The sequence below is a fragment of the Chitinophaga sp. W3I9 genome, assembly GCF_050434025.1.
Taxonomy (GTDB): domain Bacteria; phylum Bacteroidota; class Bacteroidia; order Chitinophagales; family Chitinophagaceae; genus Chitinophaga.
Genome location: NZ_JBNPWC010000001.1, coordinates 6897648 through 6919973 on the forward strand (window position 1 = coordinate 6897648; position 22326 = coordinate 6919973).

Genomic DNA, 22326 nt, shown 5'->3' on the forward strand with positions numbered 1-22326 from the left:
GCATCATGAAAGAACAATCCAATATTCCCACTTCCAAAGTGGAAAGGGCAGGCAAATTCGTTACGACAGGACTTAAGGTAGGTACCAACTATATCAAACACTACACCCGCAAACTGATGGATCCTTCTACCACCAAAGAAGAGCTTCACCAGGACAATGCCGCGGATATTTACGATACGCTGAGTAACCTGAAAGGCAGCGCACTGAAAGTGGCGCAGATGCTGAGTATGGATAAAGGCATGCTGCCGAAAGCCTATACCGAAAAATTCGCCATGTCGCAATACAGCGCTCCCCCGCTGAGCGGCCCGCTGGTAGTAAATACTTTTGTAAAGACATTGGGGAAATCGCCTTCACAGCTGTACGACCAGTTTGACCTGCAGGCTTCTAACGCTGCCTCCATAGGGCAGGTGCATAAAGCCACCAAAGATGGTAAAAAGCTGGCCGTTAAGATCCAGTATCCCGGCGTAGCCAATAGCGTAAAGTCAGACCTCCGTATTGTGAAACCCTTTGCCATCCGCATTGTGGGCATGAACGAGGTAGACATGGACAAATATTTTGACGAAATAGAAAGTAAGCTGCTGGAGGAAACCGACTACAAACTGGAACTCCGCCGTTCTATGGACCTTTCCAGGGAATGCGCGCATATTCCTAACCTGAAATTTCCCGATTACTACCCTGAAATGTCGTCGGACCGGATCATTACCATGGACTGGCTGGATGGTCAGCATCTGAAAGAATTCCTGCTGACCAACCCCTCGCAGGAAGTGCGGGATAAAATTGGCCAGGCCCTCTGGGACTTTTACCAGTTCCAGGTACACAGCCTGAAACAGGTGCATGCAGACCCGCATCCCGGCAACTTCCTGATGCGCCCGGATGGCACTGTCGGCATTTTTGATTTTGGTTGTGTAAAGGAAATACCGGAAGATTTCTATGAGAATTACTTCCTGCTGGTTGACAAAGAGGTGTTAAAAGACGAGAAACGCCGGCACCAGATCTATACCAACCTGGAAATGATTCATCCGTCGGACAGCCCCAAAGAGGTGGAATTCTTCTCCGGCCTTTTCCAGCATATGATCGATTTGCTGACCCTTCCCTTTACGCTGGACAACTTTGATTTCGGCAACGAAGTTTATTTTAATGAAATATATGCCTACATGGATGAACTCTACAATATGAAAGAGATCCGTGATTCAAAGGTAGCGCGTGGCTCCAGGCATAGTCTTTATATTAACCGTACCTATTTTGGGTTATACTCCATTCTGAGCGACCTGAAGGCGAATGTAGTCACCGGCCCCGCCAGGATACAGGAACTGATGACCGCCAGGAAAACTGCTTAACAAGCTTTCCGGGAAAAATCCCGGAAAGCTTTGTTCTTTTCCGTGTTAGTCGTAGAATTATTACAATTGGTCGCAACTCTGCCTTGATAATTATACAAATCCCCTAATTTGCCGCCATGAAACAGGAATGGTACCAGCAGAAATGGGCAATAGTAGCCAGGCATATACTCGCATGGCTGATATTCTTCTCTCTTCCCTATTTGTTACATCCTACCAACGAAAAATATGACAGGGATCTCATGAATGAAAAACAGGCGTGGACCCTGTATATGTATTTTACCTACCTGGTATTGGTCGTGTTTTTTTACCTGAACGCCTGGGTATTTATTCCGAAACTGGTTTATAAAAAGAAAATTTTCGATTATACCCTTTACATAATAGGGGTATTTATTTTCATGTGCACCATGCGGTATGGTTTTGAAAAGATATTCCTGAAACCGCATCATATAGATATTAAACCCGCCATCCTGTTCACTTTCTTCACTTTTTTCTTTGTACTATCGGCTAGTACCGCCTTTCAGATGATTGTAGATAAAATGAAGCTGGAAAGACAAAGCAGTGCAAGGGAAAATGAGTTGCTGAAAACGGAATTGTCGCTGCTCCGTTCGCAGGTAAGTCCGCATTTTATGTTTAATGTGCTCAACAACATGGTGTCGCTGGCGCGTAAAAAGTCGGATGTGCTGGAACCTTCCCTCATCAAGCTTTCGTCGCTGATGCGTTATATGCTGTACGAAGCGGATGAGGACAAAGTTCCGTTGCAAAAAGAAACCGAATACCTGCAAAGTTACATCGACCTGCAGCAGCAACGTTTCGGGAAAAATGTAACTATCCAGGTGTCGTTGGAAACGGGCAACACTTGTTATGAAATAGAGCCGATGCTGCTGATTCCCTTTGTGGAAAATGCTTTTAAGCATGGTACCGGCATGATCACCGATGCTACGATAGATATCCGGCTATATACGCGGGATGACAAATTATTTTTCTCTGTGCAGAACCGTTTCAATAAAGATTCTTCCGAAATAAAAGATAAAACCAGTGGCATAGGTCTTACCAATGTAAAAAGACGTTTGAATTTGTTATATGGAGATAATTATGTTTTGCATATAGATAAAAAAGATGACTGGTTTATAGTATCCTTGCAATTAAATCTCCACTGATGATGAAATGTATCGCCATAGACGATGAACCGTTAGCGCTGGACCTGCTGGAAGACAATATCAGCATGGTTCCATACCTGCAGCTCACCGGCAAATGCAACAACGCATTTGAGGCGATGGAGATTTTGCGGCATCAGCCGGTGGACCTCATCTTCCTGGACATCCAGATGCCGGGACTTACGGGGTTACAGTTCCTGGAATCACTGCCCAATAAACCACTGGTGATACTGATTACGGCCTATGAAAAATATGCCTTGCAAGGCTTCAATCTCGCAGTAACGGATTATCTTGTAAAACCGGTGTCCCTGGAGCGTTTTATCAAAGCCTGTAATAAAGCACAGGAGCTTTTCCTGCTCAAAACAGGTGGAAAAACAGCCCGGGAAGAGGCTGATTTCTTTTTTGTAAATGTAGATTACAGCCTGCTGAAAGTAGTATACTCCGATATCCGGTGGATAGAAGGACTAAAAGACTATGTAAAAATCCACCTGAACAGCAATCCCAAACCGATCATTACACGCATGAGTATCAAGGGATTAGAGGAGCAGTTGCCCAACTCCAGGTTTGTGCGTGTGCACAAGTCGTATATCGTTTCCATTGCCGCCATCACTGCTATCCGGAAAAACAGTGTATTCCTCGATACGCTGGAATTCCCGGTGGGCGACACCTATCGTGATGCGGTATATGCTATTGCCGGAAAGGCCGGTCAGTGATCCGACAGTTCGTAGCAGTTTTTTCCCCACTCATCTCATTTAATTTATTTTATCCATCTGGTGGGTATACTTTTGCATGATCTGAATTTATATAAAATGCAAAAGATTTATTTGTTTATCACCCTGTTTTTGCTTTCAATGAGTGCTGTAGCTCAGCCTCCCGCAGGCGCCAAAATGCCGATGGGTATGGGCATGAGCGGCCATGTATATGGCAAAATTATTGACCCCGATGGTAAAGCCGTTCCTTATGCTTCCGTAATTATCCTGCAGAACCGTATGGATAGCGCCACAAAAAAAATGAAGGAAAAACTGCTGAAAGGCGTGCTGACCAAAGGTAATGGTGAGTTCAGCCTGGAGGACCTTCCCGCCAGAGGCCCGCTGAAACTGCGGATCACTGCCACCGGGTACAAAACTGTGGAACAACCGGTGACCTTTCCTCCTTTTGAAAAGGATCTCGGCAATATTAAGCTGGCAGTAAGCACCACCCAGCTGCAAGGCGTTACTGTAGCCGGCACCAAACCGCTGATGCAGATGGATATCGATAAAAAGGTATTTAACGTGGAGAAAAACATCGTCAGCGCCGGTGGTACCGCGCTGGATGTGATGAAAAACGTGCCTTCTGTAAATGTGGACATCGACGGAAATGTAACCCTGCGTAACAGCGCCCCGCAGCTGTATATCGACGGGCGCCCGACCACCCTTACCCTGGAACAGATTCCGGCAGATGCGATTGAAAACGTAGAGGTGATCACCAATCCTTCCGCCAAATACGATGCGTCCGGTGGTAGCGCCGGTATCCTGAACATTGTGCTGAAAAAGAATCGCAAAACGGGTTACAACGGTAACCTGCGCGCCGGTGTGGATAAACGCGGCGCTGTAAACGGCGGAGCGGACTTTAACCTGCGCCAGGATAAGGTAAATATTTCCGCCAGCGTAATGGGCAACCAGATGAAAGGACGTACCAATGGTACCACCGAGCGTAACAACTTTGCAGATGAACCGGCTACCAACATCAACCAATACAACGCCAACAAAACAGATGGCGGTTTCGTTTTTGGTAAACTTGGACTGGACTGGTTTGTTACCAACCGTACCACCTTGTCTGTGGCCGGGATCAAGGTGCATGGCTCCATGAACCCTTCTGAAAGGATCGATATTAATACCGACACCCTGAATAAAGCCGGTGATATAAGGTCCTTCAGTCAGCGTAACTCCAGTTCCCATAACAAGTTCAACGCTAACGGCGTGGTATTGGGCATGAAACACCTGTTCCCTAAAGAAGGGGAAGAACTGACCGCCGACTTCAACTATTTTGGCGGAAAGAGCGATAATAACTCCGACTACCGGACCGACCGTTATGCCGGCAGCAACATCAGCGGCAGCGATATACAACAGATCCTGGGTAATGGCGCCATGAGCTTTATGACCATCCAAACGGATTATGTAAAGCCCTTCAATGGTAAATTAAAGCTGGAAACCGGGTTAAGAGCCTCTGTCCGTAAAATTAAGAGCAACTTCAACAACTATATGCTGGACCCGGAAACAAAGGAATATGTACTGATACCGGCCGCCTCCAATAATTATAAAAACAGTGATAATGTATACGCCGCTTATGTAAGCATATCCAACACCATTGGTAATTTTGGTTATAAAGTAGGTGTACGTGCAGAAAGTTCCAACTACACGGGTGATTTGCTCAACAACGGACAGCATTTCTCCAACAACTACCCGGTAAGCCTGTTCCCATCCCTGTTTTTAAGCCAGAAGCTGAAACACGACCAGGAACTGCAGGTGAGCTACACCCGTCGTATTAACCGGCCTAACTTCTTCCAGCTGATTCCGTTCACCGACTCTACCGATAAGCTGAACATTACCAAAGGTAACCCCGGGCTGGTGCCGGAGTTCACCACTTCACTGGAAATGTCGTACCTGAAAACGCTGAAAGGAAACAATACCATATTGGCATCTCTCTACTACAGGCATACCAACAACCTGATCACCCGTTACCTCACAAAGGAAACCGATCCGGTAAATGGCCAGGAACTGCTGGTGAACACTTATATCAATGCGAATTCCAGCTATTCTGCCGGTGCGGAAGTGACTGTCATGTATAATTTCACCAAATGGTGGAGTGCTACCGCGAATGTGAATCTCTACAATTCGAAGATCAATACAGATAATGTAACGCAATCGCAGGATGCGCTCTGGAGCTGGTTTGGTAAGCTCAACAGCACCTTTAAGCTGCCGGCAAATTTTGAAGTGCAGCTCACAGGCACTTACCAGTCGAAAACCAATCTGCCGGTGAATGACAACAAGAACGTGCAGGCCGGTCCGCCTATGCAGCAGTCGCAGAATGCTTCACAGGGCTACATCGCCTCTTTTTATGGTGTAGATGCCGCCATCAAAAAAAGCTTCCTGAAAAACAATGCGGCTTCGGTGACCTTTAGTATAAATGATATCTTCAGGACACGCTGGTCTGACCAATATTCACAAAGCGATTATTTCACGCAGTATTACAGCCGCCTCCGCGACCCGCAGATGATGCGCCTGACATTTGCTTACCGGTTTGGTAAAATTGACGCCAGCCTGTTTAAGAGAAAGAACATGGGTGCAGGCATGCAGGGAATGCAGGAAGTGATTCAGTAAGAAGTTGCTTTAAAGTTTAAAGCACCGGAATGCCCTCGCATTCCGGTGCTTTTTTTTTATGGATTCCGGCCGTTCTCCCCCGGATATAGCAAATACACGGCATCACTTTGCCACACTTCCTTCGTATCCACATTCATGGCGGATATTTTGCCTTTGAAGGCCGCGCCGGTGTCGATGTTATGCACGTTGCAGGCGATCATGGGGAGTTCCTCACCGTAATTAAGACTAGGGGTATGACCGATATAGATTTCTTTGAACTGCAGCAGTCGTTTTGGATAAAACATAGAGTTCTTCGGAATGCTGCGGTCCATTGCCAGGGCGAGTTCCCACAGGCTTCGGTCCCAATAGAGCATGGGTTCAAACCTTTCATGGGCGGGGCCGTGGGTGGAAGTGAACCCGGCGTGTATATACAACCTGTTTTGGTCATCGATGTAATACATGCGCATGCGGTTCAGAAATTCCTTGTGGCCTTCCAGCGCTGCGGGCGATAATTTATTGAAGCTGTCTACCGTAGCTTTGCCGCCGTTGCGTTGCCATGAGGCTTCGGGCATTATGCCATTCAGCCAGGATTCGCACCAGGCATCGTGGTTTCCTTTTATAAAAATACAGGTGTGTTGTGATGCCAGTTCCATGAGCCAGGTGATGGTTTCGGCAGACTCAGACCATCCATCTACATAATCACCTAAAAAAATCAGTGTATCGGTTGTTTTCGGCGCGATACGCTCTACCAGCTGTTTGAGGGCTTTCAGCGCACCGTGTATATCACCTATTACGTAGGTTGCGGGCATGTTTTGTTTTATTTGTACATAATGTCTGTTCGCAGCACATATTTCACACCGGCGGTAAGCAATGCACCTTCATGCCGCAGCGGATGGTGAAATATCAGGGCGGTACCTGTTTCCGGGCGGATAATTTCGCCGGAAGCAAAAATGGTTTCCCCGCCGGTATATGCTTCGTTCAGATAGATCATAAAAGTATACTGGCTGGCTTCAAACCTGTTCCGCTCAAAGCTGCCGTCCTTGTGCATTTTGAAGCGTTGTCCCGGGCTGTATTTATAGAACCGGAACAACTCATTCACACCGGAGGCCGTTCTGTTTTCTTTTCCTTCCGGAGCAAAATTTTTCAGCCGTTCCCAGATAAAGGTAGCATAAGCCAGGTCTTTATACAAGACCCGTTCATTATTTCGTACACCTTTTATCATCCGTTGTACACCGCCGCCTACGTCTACGGTGGCTTCCTCGTAGCCCATTGCTTCACTTTTTTCTATGAGCTGGGCGCATTCTTCCGTGCTGAGGAAATTTTTGACGGTCAAAATTTCGGAGGTGTAAGTGATTTTTTCCATAACATCAGGTTTCAGTGGGAATATTGATCTGGAAACTATTTTTCTTCAGTTGTTTATTGAACTTGTACAGTTCAGGATGCCTGTTCTTCAACCCTTCGCGTTTCAGGCCGGTGTTGATCACGTAGGCGGCGTCCAATATTTTGCGGCGGAAGTTGCGCCGGTCGATGGTTGTTTGCAGGATACACTCATACAGTTCATGCAACTCCGTAATGGTAAACAGTTCATCCAGCAATTCAAATCCTACGGGGTAATACTGGATCTTTGACCGGAGCCTTTGCAGCGCCTGTTTAAAAATATGTTTATGGTCGAAGCCCAGGGCAGGCATTTTCCTGACATTGAACCATTTTACATCGTTGGCCATACTACCAGCCACCACATCGAATTTAGCGGGGTTAATGAGTGCGTAATATCCCACAGCTATTACGCGGCCACGCGGATCCCTGTCGGGTGCGTCAAAGGAATAAAGCTGTTCGAGAAATACTTCCTTCATGCCCAGCTTCGTTTGCAGGATGCGGGAACAGGTGTCCAGGAAGGTCTCTTCCATTTGCAGGAAGCCGCCCGGTAAGGTCCAGCAGTCTTTGAACGGCTCCTCCTTACGGTTCAGCAACAATACCGACAAGGTATTGTTGTGGTAACCAAATACCACCAGGTCTACCGCCAGGGAGGGGTTCTTATACTCGTGGAAAGACTTCATACTCTGTTTGCGTCATTTTAACGTGAAGTAAAGATTTTTTAGGGAGATAACCTAAAAATGAGGGGATTTTATCTGTAAACAAAAAGGCGGCGCCGAAGCACCGCCTTTTTTATTTGGACCCGGGATAGGATTATTCCAGTCATCTCATAACCTACAACTGTTACACTGTTAAAGTAACAAGATGCAAATATACACCCCGGTATCTATATAAAGTAGACCGCTATCCCGAAGGTTACCAGTATTTATGGATGATGGGCCAAAGTCAGGATATCTTTTACTTCCAGCACCGGTTTCTTGTAGCCAAAACGGGTAACATTGATCATTGCCTGCCCTACTTCTGCCAGCGTGGACACCCACTGTGGAAAAACCCGCCGGAAGAACGGGTAAGCCCAGGTCATATACTTATAGTATTTCTGGGTATACCTCAGCCCATCTGTAGGCAGCATGAACCCCGGCCTGAACATATACGCCGCCTTGAACGGCTGCTTCAGCAGGTCGTTCTCGGTTTTGCCCTTTACCCGCGCCCACATGCTGCGCCCTTTCCCCGAGCTGTCGGTGCCCGCACCGGAAACATAGCAAAAGGTCATATCTGAATTGAGCGCGGCCAGTGTTTTAGCCACTTCCATCGTAAGATCATACGTGACCCGCTTATACCGGTCCTCCTTCATTCCCACAGAAGAAACACCCAGGCAGAAGTAGCAGGCATTATATCCATGCAGCTTTGTAGCGATAGGCAGCATGTCATAAAAATTTTCATGAATGATTTCCTTTAGCTTGGGATGCTGCACGCCGCAGGGCCTGCGGTTAATCACCAACACCTCCTTTACATCCGGATGAAGTAAACATTCGTGCAGCACCCCTTCTCCTACCATCCCGGTACTTCCTGTAATAATGGCTCTTATCTCCATAGGAATATTTTAATTTCAGATATCCCTGAATTTAAACCTTTCATTTAACTTAATAAAATATCTATGCCGGGATGCTGTCATTGACTTCTCTTTCCCAGAAACGATGCTGTGCAATGGCGTTTATAAAGTCATTACTACTTTTGTTCAGCAACAGACCAGGTTCATTATTTTCTGTTTGCAGATAGGTTTTCTTCAGCACTTCTACGCCTTCACCACTTACCGCAATCGCCTTGCAATGTTTATAGGCTTCGTTGATAAAATGCAGCGCTGCCGGCTCTTTGGCTAAGACGGATGCACTAGCCTTGCCTCCTGGTACATATACCGCATCAAACAATACAGATGCCGCCATAAGAAAGCTCTGATCGGCTTCGAGGTCTGCGCCGCCATCTACCTTTATGATACCCAGCTTTGGCGCAATCAACTGCACCTGCGCTTCTGCGGCCTCCAGATCTGCTTTCATCTGAGCGATGTCTTTGCCGGAAACGCCGTCTGCTACCAGGAAAGCCACCTGCCTCGACTTCACCGTATTTTTCACGGTATTGGCCATGCTCAACGCCGGAGAAGTATCTACCTGCTGTTTTACGGTTCTCGGCTCATAACTTTCCACATCCGCATCCGCAGGCCGTATGTGGTTAACAGGATACTCCGGTTTCTCCGGGACTGGTAATCCCAGGCCTTCAGCCACCTGCGCGGCAAGTGACCGGTCGACCTGTGTCAAGACCCCGACCATCCGCTCGCGTATATCCGTACGGGTTACTTTGCCAAGTTCAAAACGCAGGGCGTTGATCAAATGCCTTTTCTCTGCTTCCGACTGGCTGTTATAAAATAAAGCAGCCTGGCTGAAATGATCAAAGAAACTTTCGCTGCGGCCACGGATCTTTTTAGCATCTATTCTTTCTTCGTAAGAAGTAAAACCACCGTCTTTCATTTTTGCCTGGAAAGGGCATCCATTGCTGATCGTATTAGGCTCATAAGCGGTTTCACCCCGGTTGATGGTTTGCCGCATGTGACCATCGCGCTGATTATTATGCACAGGCGCTATCGGGCGGTTGATGGGGATTTCGTGGAAATTCGGACTCCCCAGTCTCGACAACTGCGTATCCGTATAGGAAAATAACCTTCCCTGCAACAGCGGATCATTGGTGAAGTCTATCCCCGGCACGAGGTGCCCGGGGTGAAAGGCCACCTGCTCTGTTTCCGCAAAAAAATTATCCGGGTTACGGTTCAATACCATTTTACCGATACGCATCACCGGTACTACTTCTTCAGGAATTATTTTGGTAGGATCCAGCAGGTCGAAGGGAAATTTATGTTCATCATCCTCCGCCACTATCTGCACGCCTAATTCCCATTCGGGATAAGCTCCGGATTCAATGGCATTCCACAGGTCGCGGCGATGAAAGTCCGGGTCCTTCCCGGAGATCTTCTGCGCTTCATCCCATGCCACGGAATGAACGCCCAGCAAAGGCTTCCAGTGGAATTTCACAAAGCTGCCCTCGCCTGCCGCGTTGATAAAACGGAAAGTATGCACCCCAAATCCTTCCATCATGCGCAAACTACGGGGAATAGCGCGATCACTCATTGCCCACATGATCATATGCATGCTTTCCGGCGCAAGGGATATAAAATCCCAGAAAGTATCATGCGCGGAAGCAGCCTGGGGCATTTCGTTGTGTGGTTCCGGTTTAACGGCGTGCACAAAATCCGGGAACTTCATGGCATCCTGTATAAAAAACACCGGCATATTATTACCTACAAGATCATAATTCCCTTCATCTGTATAAAATTTCACCGCAAAGCCGCGCACATCACGGGCCAGATCAGTAGAGCCGCGTGAGCCCGCTACTGTGGAAAAGCGGACAAATACCGGCGTTTGTTTCGACGGATCCTGCAGGAAACCGGCCTTTGTATACTTCGCCATAGACTCATACACCTGGAAATAGCCGTGAGCGGCCTCTCCCCGTGCATGCACAATTCTTTCGGGGATGCGTTCGTGGTCAAAGTGTGTAATTTTCTCCCTTAAAATAAAATCTTCCAGTAACGACGCACCACGTTCGCCCGCTTTCAGCGAGTTCTGGTTATCATTAATGCGCACTCCCTGGTTAGTTGTCAGGAATTGGTCCACCCCTTCTTCTGTATGCGGGGTAAGACTATCCACTTTCCTGTTTGACGTTCCGATAATAGGATTTTTTTTCTTTGCCATGGTTTTGGTGATTTTAATGATGAGGCAGGACCCTATCATTCACACAAACCATACCTATTCAAAACGCATTTTCATCTCCCTTAATCGTATTCCTGATCGTTAAAAATATAATACGGAGATCGAGATATACAGACCAGTTTTCCATGTACCAGATATCATGTTCAATCCTTTTGCGCAGATGCGATTCTTCTGTAATTTCCCCACGCAGACCGCAAACCTGCGCCCATCCTGTAATACCGGGCTTCAGAAAATGACGGATCATGTATTGCTGGATCACCCGGGAAAATTCTTCGGTATGACGAAGCATATGTGGACGGGGACCTACAATAGACATATCACCCATAAAAACATTGAGGAACTGCGGCATTTCATCCAGGTTTGTTTTACGCAGGATACGCCCGATCCGCGTAAACCGGCTATCATGCCGCGTAGCTTGCTTCGCGTTCGCCTCGTTATTCACATACATGCTCCGCAGTTTCAAACAGGGGAAGTTCAGGTTATTACGGCCTGTACGATATTGAATAAAAAACACCGGTCCCCGCGACTCCAGCTTGATCAGCAGCGCCAGCAAAGGGATCAGCCAGGTAAGAATAAAAACAATCACAAGACTGCTGAAGATAATATCAAACACCCGCTTACGGATGCGGTTGGCAATATCATCCAACGGCTCAGAACGCAATGAAATAATGGGAATGTTATTAAAGTAATCCACAAAGATCTGCCTGTTTACAAACAACTTGAAATCGGGCACAAAGCGGAAATGAATCAGGTTTAATTCTGCTTCCCTTGCCAAAGTATACAGGTAAGGAAATTTTTCGGGAGATAATGTAGAATATATTTCACGGATGTTGTTAGACTGTGCATAAGGCACGCAAGCCTCCAGGTTGCCTATCACCGGGTAGTAAGACAACTCATGCACGTTGCTGTATTCTTCAAAATAACCTTCAAACTTGAGATTGCTGTTATCCCCTATCAACTGATCCGCCAGTTGCTTGGAAAGATCATTATACCCGAGGATCACCACTTTCTTTTCCACGCCGCTGCGATGCAGGATATGCCGGGTAACCTTGTAAAAAAGCCACCGGCCCAGCAATACCATGCACAGGAAGCTGGAGCAATAGCTCAGGATAAACAACCGGGAATATAACTGCTTGGTCAGAAACAAGGACAACAACAACAGCAACAGGTACAACAATATGCTCTGTATGGTTTTGCGGGCGATTCGGTCAAACGACAACTGCTGACTGAGGAAATAAATACCGGTAGTGTATAAAGCAACCAGCCAGGAGAGATTTGATACCACGAGGAAAATATCCACATTAATATCCTGCATGCGGTCGTACCGCTGCAACCAGGAGCTGGTTAAAAAAAACAATACATTCAGCCAGATAAAATCCAGCACAATCAACTGGATACTGCAAATTTTGAGATACCGGTTCAGCATAAAATAGAATATGGTTGATCAATAAAAGAAAGCGCTACGCCACCTGTTCTTTAAAGCGCGTCATCACACCCGAAATAGAAAGATGGCTGGCTGCAAATTCACGGGCATTCCTTGCAATGTCGGCAGTATTTTCCCATACGGCCCTGCCTATTCCTGTTTGAAGGGCTTCCTGGTTTTCCGCCTCTACGAGGATGCCCATCTGATGCCGGCTTACCAGCTCATGCAGGCCGGTACCCTCATTGGCCGTAATCAGTGCAATACCGCCCACTGCAAGTATGGTCGTTAGTTTGGATGGCATCACGAGATCGCTGGCGTGTGATTTTTGTATGACCAGGTGTACGTCTGCCATGTTCAAAAAGTTATTAAACTGTGCAAGCGGTTGCAATGGAAAAAAGATCGTGTTCTTTAACTGCAGTTGCGATGCTACCTGTTCCAGCTTGGCTTTATATGGGCCGGAACCACAGATCAGGAATTTCATTTCTTCCCGGTGCTGCCAGGACGCAGCAGCATGCAGCAGGGCTTCCAGCCCTTGTTTTTCACCGATGGCGCCGGAGTACAATATAATTTTATCAGTGGGCAAAAAACCGAACGACTGCTTTAATATAGCCTTATCCGTTAGCGGATGAAATTGTGTTACATCCACCCAGTTTGGAAAATAAAATACTTCCCTGCCCGCCTTGTCACTTATTTTACGGATCATCCCGTCTGCTATGCTGCTTACATGATCCGCCTGCCGGAGAATCATCTTTTCCAGTTTCAGCAGCGTGTTAATCAGCCGCGGGGAGCGGATCATCTGTAAATCGCGCGCGGCCTCTATTTGCAGATCCTGCACATGATACACGAAGCTGGCGCCCCGCAGTTTTTTATAGAGGACCGCCAGCAATCCCAGGTGAAACGGCGGCGCCACTGTAATTACTATATCATATTTCTTTTTCCATACCAGCTGCATCACTTTTACGAATGCAGCGGCTGCAAAAGAAAAATCCTGCAACATTCTTTTCTTACCGGAAGGCTCTGCAGGCACATATTGCGGACAACGGTATACCGTCAGTTTTCCCTTCCCCTGCGGATGTACTTCTTTTTTAAACCAGTTCTTGGAGCGCTCATAGGGCGGTTGCACCTGCCATTGCGGATAATAGGGATAAGTAGTTATTACCGTGCAGTCGTACCCGTTATCTGCCAGCCAACTGATCATTTCTCCGTTGTACTTTCCTATTCCCGTTGGCTCTGGTGAAAAATTGCCGCCTATCAGTAATATTCGTTTGCCCATATACGTTATATTTAAATATTATTTCCGCCAACTCCACAATACCCCTAACATAAATCCCATGTTATCGGAGAGCTGTCCCTGGTCCACTGCTATGGATGCTTTCAGGGCAAGTCCTTTCGACGACACCTGGTACTGGAACTCCTGTAGTGTATACCATTGCCGTTTCATTGGTTTGAAAAGGGCGGTATTGGTGTAGGTACCATAATTCTGTGTGTAGGTAATTAATGTTCTGCCGGTAATTTTTTTCGGGAGATGATAAAGTGCGCCAATATGCACTCCCATTACACGATTGTTAATAATATTCCCTCCTTTTGCTCTCAGCGAATCCTTGGGATCATTCCAATTGAACGGTTTCATGCTGGGGAAGTAATGCTGTCCGCGATCCCGGTCGATGAACAACGGCGTGCCGATCACGCGCTCATGATAATCCCAGCCGGTAAGGTATACGCCGTTGTTGTAGTAGCTTTCGCGCTGGTGCAACGGGAAGAAATCATTCATCTGTTTCGTATAAAGAAACTCTGCCGTAATCTTCTCCAGCCAGCTGCCGGCTTGCTTATTGGTATACACAACGCCCAGGAGCCGGTCGATGTTCCGGATATCAATGCCCTGCCCGGATTCAAAAGGAGTTTGATTATACAGGCGAAGCGACAACTGGTCATTTTCCCACTCAATCCCCCCTTCTATAATACCGCGGTGATCGCCGGGACGGTTAGGCTGTATATCGGTCGTGCCAACGGTCCCATCATCTTTTGTTTTTACAAGCAGCACATCCATAAATCCCTGCCAGTCAGCGGTGATCTTTGGCAGATCTTTCCGGTTACCACCCCATACCGCATAATGCTGTATGCCGCCAAATAACTTTAGTTTTCTTTTCCCTATGCGGAGGTAGAAATTTTTCTCATGCAGCCACGCGTTCTTGATGTACTGGTCGTTTCCCATCCAGCCATGGCTGATGAGCCCTTTGAACTGCAGCCAACCATTCGTATAGGGAATATCGGTATACTGTGTTACCGCGATGCCTACTTTTGGGATGGGAAGCGCATTGCCGCTGATTCCCATAGAGCCGCTGCTGAGGTCCTTGTCTGTTTCCCCGACGATTTCCTCATACCGCCCTGCCCTGATTTCCCAGTGTTTATAACCGGCTTTTACATATCCCTGCTCTATAAATGTCTGATGAAACTGGTCGTTATTATATACATCCAGCCCATACCTGACGTAATAATCCTCCTTCCATACATGCCCGTTGCTGAAGCCTACATGGGTAGATACATCTCCTTTACGATCGCTGATAGTGCCAAAATGATTCGCCATGAGCCAGAGCGGCTGGTAGTCTTTCGAAGCAACAGTTCCTACTGCACCGGCATGCACCTCCAACGAATCCGTAAAGTGAACCTGCGCCACTGCCGTGGCAGGGCCCATTATTAACGCGATATGTAAGCACCATTTCTTCATATAGCCGCTGTATTTAGCAGGGTTACTGTATGTCCCTTCATTTCCCGTTTGCGAACTGCCACTGCAGGATTCCCGGAATAAATCAGCCAGGGTTCCATCTCTTTTGATGCCACACTATTCACCGTAAGTACCGCATGGCTGCCACAGGTAACACCTGCACAGACCACCGCCATAGCGCCTATCCAGGCGCCATTTTCAATATGAATAGGACCAAGCCGGTAAGGAAAATCCGGTTGTTTGTAGTCGTGGTTGCCGGTAAGCAACAAGGCGCCCTGCGAGAGACAAACATGATCTCCCAGCGTTACCGCAGCCAGGTTGTCGATCCACACCGATTCCCCTATCCAGCAATGATCGCCGATGGTCAGCAACCATGGATACTTGATACGCACTTTTGTTTTTATGACAAGTCCCTTCCCTACACGGGCGCCAAACAGCTTCAGCAGCTTACTTTTGAACCCATAAGGCCAGGGGAAAGCACTGTTGAAAATATAGTAGTTACAGAAGTACCATAACAGCACTTTCCACTTAGGGCCGGCATAATAACTGCCTGTATTAAATGCAGCAAGATTAGTGGTCATGTGATATCAGATATGAATGTTATAATCCTGTTTTAGCAACGCCATAATATCTTCCCGGCTTTCGTTTCCATCGAGCTTTTGCTGAAATTCCTGCACATTAACGTCTACGAGCAAACGATACCAGTACCCCTGCATGAAATGGAACAGAAAGCCTTTGTAGCCATCAAGGAAACCGTAACGTAGCACATAGCGGAACAGAAAGTACAGCGAGGCCCGCATTCCAGGCGACATAGAAGCGTATACCTTCTCTTTCAGGAACCGCTTGCGTTTGGCTTGTGTTCCACTCTCCCGCAGCAGCCTTTCATCGGTTTGCCAGAAACCATAGCGGATGTTCAGCAGATCTACCATTTCACGGATGGCGTAGTTGTTATGTTTGTTTACCCACCAGTGAATGGAGTTCAGGTTATCGTCTACAATATGTTCTTTAAACAGCATCGTAGCGCCGTCGGACAATACAATATGTTCATCCATCCAGCGCTGTTCGATGCTGCCTACCCCGTTGCGCCATATCCGCAACAGGGTATGCGGGTAGAAACCACCGAAGCGGATCCATTTACCTTTGAATAACACCTTGCGGCGTATATATATGCCTGTTATACCGTCCGGCACTTTATCCATCCGTTGCCGGATTTCTTTTACCAGTCCGGGTTCCAGGTATTCATCTGCATCCATGCGCATGATCCAGGGTGTTTCAATGCCGCAATGGTCCAATGCCCACTGAAACTGGTTGGCATAGTTCACCCATTTACGCTGAAAAACCTTTGCGCCATATCTTTCCGCTATCGCTACAGTATCATCTGTTGAAAAAGCATCTATTACGTACAGCTCATCCGTTATTTGCCGGAGATTCTCCAGGCAGCGTGCCAGGTGCAACGATTCATTAAATGTGAGTATAACTACCGCGATCTTCATCTAGCTACATTTTTCATACAGTTCTACATAAGACGATGCCAGCGTGGCATCATTGAAATCATTACGGATCTGTAAAGGGGCAGACCGTGTAATCCTTTGCCGTTGCCCCTTTTCCTGGTAAGCAGCAGTGAGCTGCGCTGTAATCATCTCCACGCTATCGATTCCGGTAATCCAGCCCAGATCATGCTGCTGCACATAGGTTGCCAGTCCCACCTGATCGCTGATCAGCACCGGGGTACCGGCATACAACGATTCAATTACTACAATGGCAAAGTTTTCATTACGGGAGGTTAGCGCAAAAAGGTCGGTGGCAGCGAGGAAATGAAATTTATCCTCACTGCCTTTCCAACCTACCCATTCGACGCTATTATCCATATCGAGCGACGCAATTAAATCCTTTAATATTGCTACATACTGCGCATCACCACTGCCGGCGATCTGCAGCCGGTAGGGAAATGTTACCTTCGCTAATGCACGGATCAGCAGATCCAATCCCTTCTTGGGATCTACCCGGGAAAGAAAGCTGATGGTAAATACCTCGTTCTCTTTCCGCACAAAACTCCCCTCCGGTAAATCCACGAGGTTAAACACCTGTCCGCCCTCCCAGTGAGTATTCACCTGCCGGCATTCCTTCCACTCCAGTTCCGATGATACATGCAGGTAAGTATTTTTTAGCAAACGTTTACCCATTACCGTGTGCAGCAGTTTCTTCTTACGGTTGTTCCGCGCCGTCAGCACATAGTCGCAAAACATGCCATGCGGAGACAACAGTGGTTTTAGCTTTCTCCATTTACAGATAAAGGAAGCGCCCATCACCAGGAAATTCCACCAGGAGTGAATATGTACTTTATCAAACTGTTTTGCATTAGACCAAACTGCTTTCCACAATGCCGGCGACACATGCGTGTGATCACCGGTGATCCTTTTGAAATAGGTTACCTTCACCCCATCCATGATCACCGTGGTGTTAGCCGCTATATCCAGTTCCCTGGCGCCGTTGGCCGTGGTAGTATATACTTCCACCTGGTGCCCCATTAACACCAGTTGCTCCGCCAGCCGCGCTATCACTACAATAGGACCTCCGTACACGTAGGCCGGTTTGTAGGAAGGAACAATAAAAAGTATCTTCATAAACAAGGGTTATTTATTCATTGAATCCAGCGAGTGAAAAGCATTATCCACCATAGCCGTCATGGTCAGATTTTCTCCCACAAATTGTTTGGCATGTTGCCCCAGCCTGATGATCTCTTCATCTGACAACTGATCCAGCACATACAAACACTCGTCCATGCTATCGAAGATCAGCCCGTTGTAGCCATCGCGGACATAACTATACTCCACGCACTGCAGCACTTCCTCACTGCGCCTAAAAGTGCATACCGGCTTGCCATAAGCCATTGCTTCCACCGCCGACAATCCCACCCATCCCGGCTGAAAATACAGGTCGGCGATACCAAACAGCTCCTGTTTTATAATCGGATCATACACCGCCCCAAAGTCATGTACATGTGGATAACTGCTGAAATCGGGCTTGTATTTACCTGCCCCAATGATGATAAATCCATACTGCTCCGGATCAGTTTCCTGCATCAGCTTCTCCAGCAAATCAATACGACGGCCGGTTTCATTAAAGCGGGCGCAATAGATCAGTATCCGTTTTGAGCGGATATTATACTTTTCACGGAGCGCTGCTTTATCGGGCGCCTCCCGTTGCATAATCTTTTCCACTTCAGAAATCGTATTGTTCAAAGCCACTGCCTTTAACCCCGGCATTTCCTGTTGCCAGAGCGCCATCTCTTTTGGTGTGTAAAACCAGGTAGCATCGGCCAGTTGTATCATCCATTTCAACAGGCGGCTGGGTCGTTGTTCTTCCTGCACATATCTCTTCACCGAAATACCATGTCCCCAAAGGATAACTTTTTGTTTCAGCAAGGGTTTCAGCAACAGGATCATCCAGGTAGACAGATGCGCGAAATTGAGCATCAACACCAGTACCTTATAGTCTTTATTAAAAAAACGTAACGGGTTATATAACACAAACGGGCCTACGCTCCAGGCAGGCAATTGCTTCACTGCGGTGTTGCCGGCAGACAGGTTTTGCTGTTTGATAGCATCTGCCTGATCATAACAATACAGATCGAAAGGCGCCTGCTCATTGAGCCGGTTAAAAAAATGTTCGCGGTAATGCGGCACCAGTGGCTGCAGAATGGCAATCATACCAGTACATTTTTATGTGCATGAATAATACTGCTCACATCATAACCATAGATCATGCGGCGGCCTTCGTGGATGGAGTCGAACGCCACCACGTTACCATCACGCTTCCAGCGTGGGTGTAAATCGCAGTGGAGACCGCTGCGTGTAAAGGCCATCTGTTCCAGCGAAAACGCTTTTAACACTCCTTCTTCCACGCCGGCCAGTAAAGGGTGCGCCTGCTTCAGATCAGGTTTATCGTCAATCATACGGTAAGTACCCAACGTCACTTTCTTTTGCGTGCTGTACTGGAAAAGGAACAGCGTCCGGATTCCCTGTTGATTGGGATAAGTATCACAAATCATCCAGTCGCGGTCAGCCGGGCAAAACATCGGGTGCCCGTCTTCCGTAATAATATCTTTCGCTAACATAGCCGGAGCCCCGTTATCCACATCCTCCAGTAACAACCAGTTGAAGGGCGCTACCGCTTTTGCACCTTTCTCTTTTGTATACAATAATTTCTTCAGCACTTTCTTTCCCCCGGAAATCAATCCGGAAGGCATCATTTTATACAACAGGGAACCACGCAGTTTTTCGATGTTACTGCCTGTTCTGCCCCAGATAGCGATGTGTGAATCATCTTTCCAGTCGAAATGACTGAGAAAGCCTGTAGCCAGGCATTTCAGGTCGCTGCCATCCACACCGATCGTCATGAGCCGCGTGGTTTCACCTCCGTCTTTTAACTTATAGCGGTGCAGGAAGGCCAGCCGTTGCTGCGAGGGATTCAGCAGCAGGTGCGTGATATAATGATGTTGTCCCAAAGCGGGATTCATTTTATAATTAGCGGCAGCAGCAATAGACAGCAATAATGTTTGCTCACCGGTATATACATTGTGTTTTACAATACCGGAGTTATCAGGTACGTGAACGTGCGCATACTTATCAGCAATACCGGTGTATCCATATCCTCCTACACGATACAGCCTTGCGTAGTCGATACCAAAGGCAACGCCTTCATCTGTGATCACATGGGCGGGCTGATGCAACACACTCACACATTTGCCGGCATTTGTATCATATATCCGGGAACCCCATACATCATCAACCCGGTCATTCACGATAAAAGTATCTGTATCGCCGATCCATTGCTGGCGGGCTCCCTGTGGATAATTATAAGCGTAGGTATCTCCCATCCGGCGGAATTGCTGCGCTGCATCGAAATAGCCAATGCCGCAGGGAATGCGCGGATCCGGGGGAACAGTAATGTCGGGTGTTTGTAATGCAAGCAATTTATCACCTGCAGCATTCCAAGCTACCAGGTCATGAAAACCAAAAAAGAAATGTCCTGTTCCTGCTGATAAAATAAATTCCTGCTGCATATATTAATGTGTTGTGATGAAAGATGATTTATCCATGCACTTTTCTTTTCTCAATAAAAAAGTCTGATCATGAATCTTATTATCAATACGTCTGATAACATCTTCTTCAGATAAATAGAAACCGTTCACACCCTGCAGTGTTTTTAACAGGTCCGTTTTTACAATATCCCTGGCCATAAATTCTGCGCTGATGCGATTGCCGGAGAGGGTTTTAATTTTCTGGTGAAGAAATGATTTGCGGTAAAGTTTTACCGGTGTAGCATTGATATTATATAGTTGAATCGCAGCCTGCCAGTCCATCCATTTAAACTCAGCCACACCACTGCCCTCTGTGTGCGGTGTAGATAATATAAAGCGGTGCCAGGGCACGCGTAGCGCATCGGCGAGGATGGCGCCGTGCATGGCTTCCGCAATCACATACTCCGATGCGGCGATTTCCTGCAACGTATGTTCTACGCCTTGCTCCGAACGTGGTGAGATATAATTATAACCCAGTTTATTACAAAGTGCTTCCCAATCGAAAAACGGGACTGATTTAAAATAAGGAATCACGCTCACCTTGTGCTTTTTCTTCATCTTCAGGAATTTATCAAACTCCGGCAGCTGGCGAATGGCGTAGGCAGCATCTGCGATGTACGGGAACTGGTTATTAAACGCATAGGCCGACAATGGCCCCCGCAGGAAACGGATATCCCAACTGCTGTCGAGACTGAAGGTTTGATGAGAAGGCCTCACGCCTGTGCCGAAAACAATCTTGCATTTGTCCGGTATATCCCTGAATAGCGGAGAGCCGTCGAACAGGATAGAACCAATGCCCAGGAATGCCTCGGGATCACCGATATTGCCTTCGCCAAACAACTTGGGCCAGAGCCACCCGTTCAGGTCATCACCAAAATTCCCTTTGGGATCTTTATAATAAACATAATTCACGTTGTAGTCATTTACAGGTTAGCAATACGTAGTACTTTTACTGCATCGTTACTGTTGATCCATGCTGTAAAGTCAACTGCCCGTCGTTCCCAGCTGTGGGCTTCGCTATTCACCGTTGCCAGCGCCAGCTTGCCATTAGCCAGTTTGCTGATCAATACCGCCAGTGATGCCGGTGCATTGTTGTTGAAATAATATCCCTCGTGCCCGAATATTTCCAATGGCTCGCCAATAGCACAGGTAAACACCGGCTTGCCAAATGGCAGGTACATGTAAATCTTACTGGGACAACGCGCCCAGTCCTGCACAGTATCATTCAGCGGGGAAATAAATGCATCGGCCGCGGTGAACCAGGAACTGAGATCTTCTTCGGGTGCATAGCCCAGGAATTCAACCTGTGCATCCAGCTGCTTTTCCTTGACAAAAGCTTTTGCTTCCACCATATGCCGGCCCTGTCCCAATAACATTAATACCACATCACTTCTTTCCTTGCTTACCATTTCCATTGCCTGCAACATCGTAAAGAGGCCATAGTTGCGGGTAAGCGTGCCCATATAGATCAGTATCGTTTTGCCTTTATAAGCATCCTGCAATTCATCCAGGCGGATCCGCGGCGACGCTATCACATCATTATTGAAGGCGTAAGGCGAGTACAACACCGGAAGTTGTTTACGAAACAGCTGCGCTGCCCTTTTCGTATATACGTTACAGAGATACTTGCTGGCGCACAGCAATCCGTCCGCATACAACACCGACCAATACTCCAGCGCCAACATCGCCAGTTTGCGGATGCCTTTATTATCCGGGATACCGGAAGGCAGCTCCGAATGTTCGATAAGTATTTTGGGTTTTACGTTGAGCTTACCTTTGGAAATACGGTTACGGAAACTGAAAGAACAGAATAACACATAGTCTGGTGCAATCTGGTTTACCAGCTCTGTTTTTACCCTGACTTCTTCTCCTGCGGAGCCAGGCTGATAGTAGTATACCTTCACTGCCTCACTACACTCCATGGCTATACGTTTCCGGTTCTCTTCACTGTCCTGCGCAATGATAGACACTTCCCAGCCTAGCGACAGCAGCGGTCCGGCCATGCCTATCGCCCGTTTCATGGTGGCAATGAATTTAATATCCCCTAGTGTAATGAAGCATATTTTCATAGCTGATGTTTTTT

Annotated in this window: 19 protein-coding genes; 4 read left to right on the forward strand and 15 right to left on the reverse strand. The window is 47.3% G+C overall.

The window, feature by feature from the left end; translation table 11 throughout:
• Positions 1-5 precede the first annotated feature (5 nt).
• The 4 genes from QFZ51_RS27830 (at position 6) to QFZ51_RS27845 (ending at position 5850) form a co-directional block, all read left to right on the forward strand.
• Positions 6-1337 carry an ABC1 kinase family protein gene (locus tag QFZ51_RS27830; RefSeq protein WP_429050683.1) on the forward strand — a complete coding sequence of 444 codons (1332 nt, stop codon included), beginning with the start codon at positions 6-8 and terminating at the stop codon, positions 1335-1337.
• A gap of 116 nt (positions 1338-1453) precedes the next feature.
• A complete protein-coding gene (locus QFZ51_RS27835; RefSeq protein ID WP_429050684.1) occupies positions 1454-2494 on the forward strand; it encodes a sensor histidine kinase in 1041 nt (346 codons plus the stop codon).
• The gene (locus QFZ51_RS27840; RefSeq protein WP_429050685.1) at positions 2494-3204 is read left to right on the forward strand and encodes a LytR/AlgR family response regulator transcription factor; all 711 of its coding nucleotides are present in this window, start codon (positions 2494-2496) and stop codon (positions 3202-3204) included. Before QFZ51_RS27835 ends, QFZ51_RS27840 begins: the two co-directional genes overlap by 1 nt.
• Positions 3205-3300: 96 nt before the next feature.
• Positions 3301-5850 (forward strand): outer membrane beta-barrel protein, encoded by a 2550-nt coding sequence (locus QFZ51_RS27845; protein WP_429050686.1) that lies wholly within the window; start codon positions 3301-3303, stop codon positions 5848-5850.
• A gap of 56 nt (positions 5851-5906) precedes the next feature.
• Here the strand turns inward: QFZ51_RS27845 and QFZ51_RS27850 are convergent, their stop codons facing one another.
• The 15 genes from QFZ51_RS27850 to QFZ51_RS27920 all read right to left on the reverse strand — a co-directional run bounded on the left by QFZ51_RS27850 (position 5907) and on the right by QFZ51_RS27920 (position 22312).
• Positions 5907-6638 carry a metallophosphoesterase family protein gene (locus QFZ51_RS27850; protein ID WP_429050687.1) on the reverse strand — a complete coding sequence of 244 codons (732 nt, stop codon included), beginning with the start codon at positions 6636-6638 and terminating at the stop codon, positions 5907-5909.
• Positions 6639-6646: 8 nt separating this feature from the next.
• Positions 6647-7192, reverse strand: coding sequence for a 2OG-Fe(II) oxygenase (locus tag QFZ51_RS27855; protein WP_429050688.1), 546 nt, complete (start codon positions 7190-7192; stop codon positions 6647-6649).
• Positions 7193-7196: 4 nt separating this feature from the next.
• A complete protein-coding gene (locus tag QFZ51_RS27860) occupies positions 7197-7886 on the reverse strand; it encodes an NUDIX hydrolase (RefSeq protein ID WP_370908267.1) in 690 nt (229 codons plus the stop codon).
• A gap of 242 nt (positions 7887-8128) precedes the next feature.
• Complete coding sequence (locus tag QFZ51_RS27865; RefSeq protein ID WP_429050689.1) at positions 8129-8794, reverse strand: epimerase; 666 nt, start codon at positions 8792-8794, stop codon at positions 8129-8131.
• Positions 8795-8855: 61 nt separating this feature from the next.
• Positions 8856-10997, reverse strand: coding sequence for a catalase HPII (katE, locus tag QFZ51_RS27870; protein WP_429050690.1), 2142 nt, complete (start codon positions 10995-10997; stop codon positions 8856-8858).
• Positions 10998-11055: 58 nt separating this feature from the next.
• Positions 11056-12441 carry an undecaprenyl-phosphate glucose phosphotransferase gene (locus QFZ51_RS27875; protein WP_370908270.1) on the reverse strand — a complete coding sequence of 462 codons (1386 nt, stop codon included), beginning with the start codon at positions 12439-12441 and terminating at the stop codon, positions 11056-11058.
• A 34-nt stretch (positions 12442-12475) separates the two neighbouring features.
• A complete protein-coding gene (locus QFZ51_RS27880; protein ID WP_429050691.1) occupies positions 12476-13711 on the reverse strand; it encodes a WcaI family glycosyltransferase in 1236 nt (411 codons plus the stop codon).
• A gap of 18 nt (positions 13712-13729) precedes the next feature.
• Positions 13730-15163, reverse strand: a complete 1434-nt coding sequence (locus tag QFZ51_RS27885) for a capsule assembly Wzi family protein (RefSeq protein ID WP_429050692.1) — start codon at positions 15161-15163, stop codon at positions 13730-13732.
• The gene (locus tag QFZ51_RS27890) at positions 15160-15741 is read right to left on the reverse strand and encodes a WcaF family extracellular polysaccharide biosynthesis acetyltransferase (protein WP_429050693.1); all 582 of its coding nucleotides are present in this window, start codon (positions 15739-15741) and stop codon (positions 15160-15162) included. Before QFZ51_RS27890 ends, QFZ51_RS27885 begins: the two co-directional genes overlap by 4 nt.
• A gap of 6 nt (positions 15742-15747) precedes the next feature.
• On the reverse strand, positions 15748-16653 hold the full coding sequence (locus tag QFZ51_RS27895; protein ID WP_370908274.1) for a glycosyltransferase family 2 protein: 906 nt from the start codon (positions 16651-16653) through the stop codon (positions 15748-15750).
• Positions 16654-17784 carry an XrtY-associated glycosyltransferase XYAG1 gene (locus QFZ51_RS27900; RefSeq protein WP_429050694.1) on the reverse strand — a complete coding sequence of 377 codons (1131 nt, stop codon included), beginning with the start codon at positions 17782-17784 and terminating at the stop codon, positions 16654-16656.
• Positions 17785-17793: 9 nt separating this feature from the next.
• A complete protein-coding gene (locus tag QFZ51_RS27905; protein WP_429050695.1) occupies positions 17794-18870 on the reverse strand; it encodes a glycosyltransferase in 1077 nt (358 codons plus the stop codon).
• Positions 18867-20225 carry a hypothetical protein gene (locus QFZ51_RS27910; RefSeq protein ID WP_429050696.1) on the reverse strand — a complete coding sequence of 453 codons (1359 nt, stop codon included), beginning with the start codon at positions 20223-20225 and terminating at the stop codon, positions 18867-18869. Before QFZ51_RS27910 ends, QFZ51_RS27905 begins: the two co-directional genes overlap by 4 nt.
• A gap of 3 nt (positions 20226-20228) precedes the next feature.
• The gene (locus tag QFZ51_RS27915) at positions 20229-21155 is read right to left on the reverse strand and encodes a polysaccharide pyruvyl transferase family protein (protein WP_429050697.1); all 927 of its coding nucleotides are present in this window, start codon (positions 21153-21155) and stop codon (positions 20229-20231) included.
• Positions 21156-21166: 11 nt separating this feature from the next.
• Positions 21167-22312 (reverse strand): glycosyltransferase family 4 protein, encoded by a 1146-nt coding sequence (locus QFZ51_RS27920; protein WP_429050698.1) that lies wholly within the window; start codon positions 22310-22312, stop codon positions 21167-21169.
• Between the last annotated feature and the right edge of the window lie 14 nt (positions 22313-22326).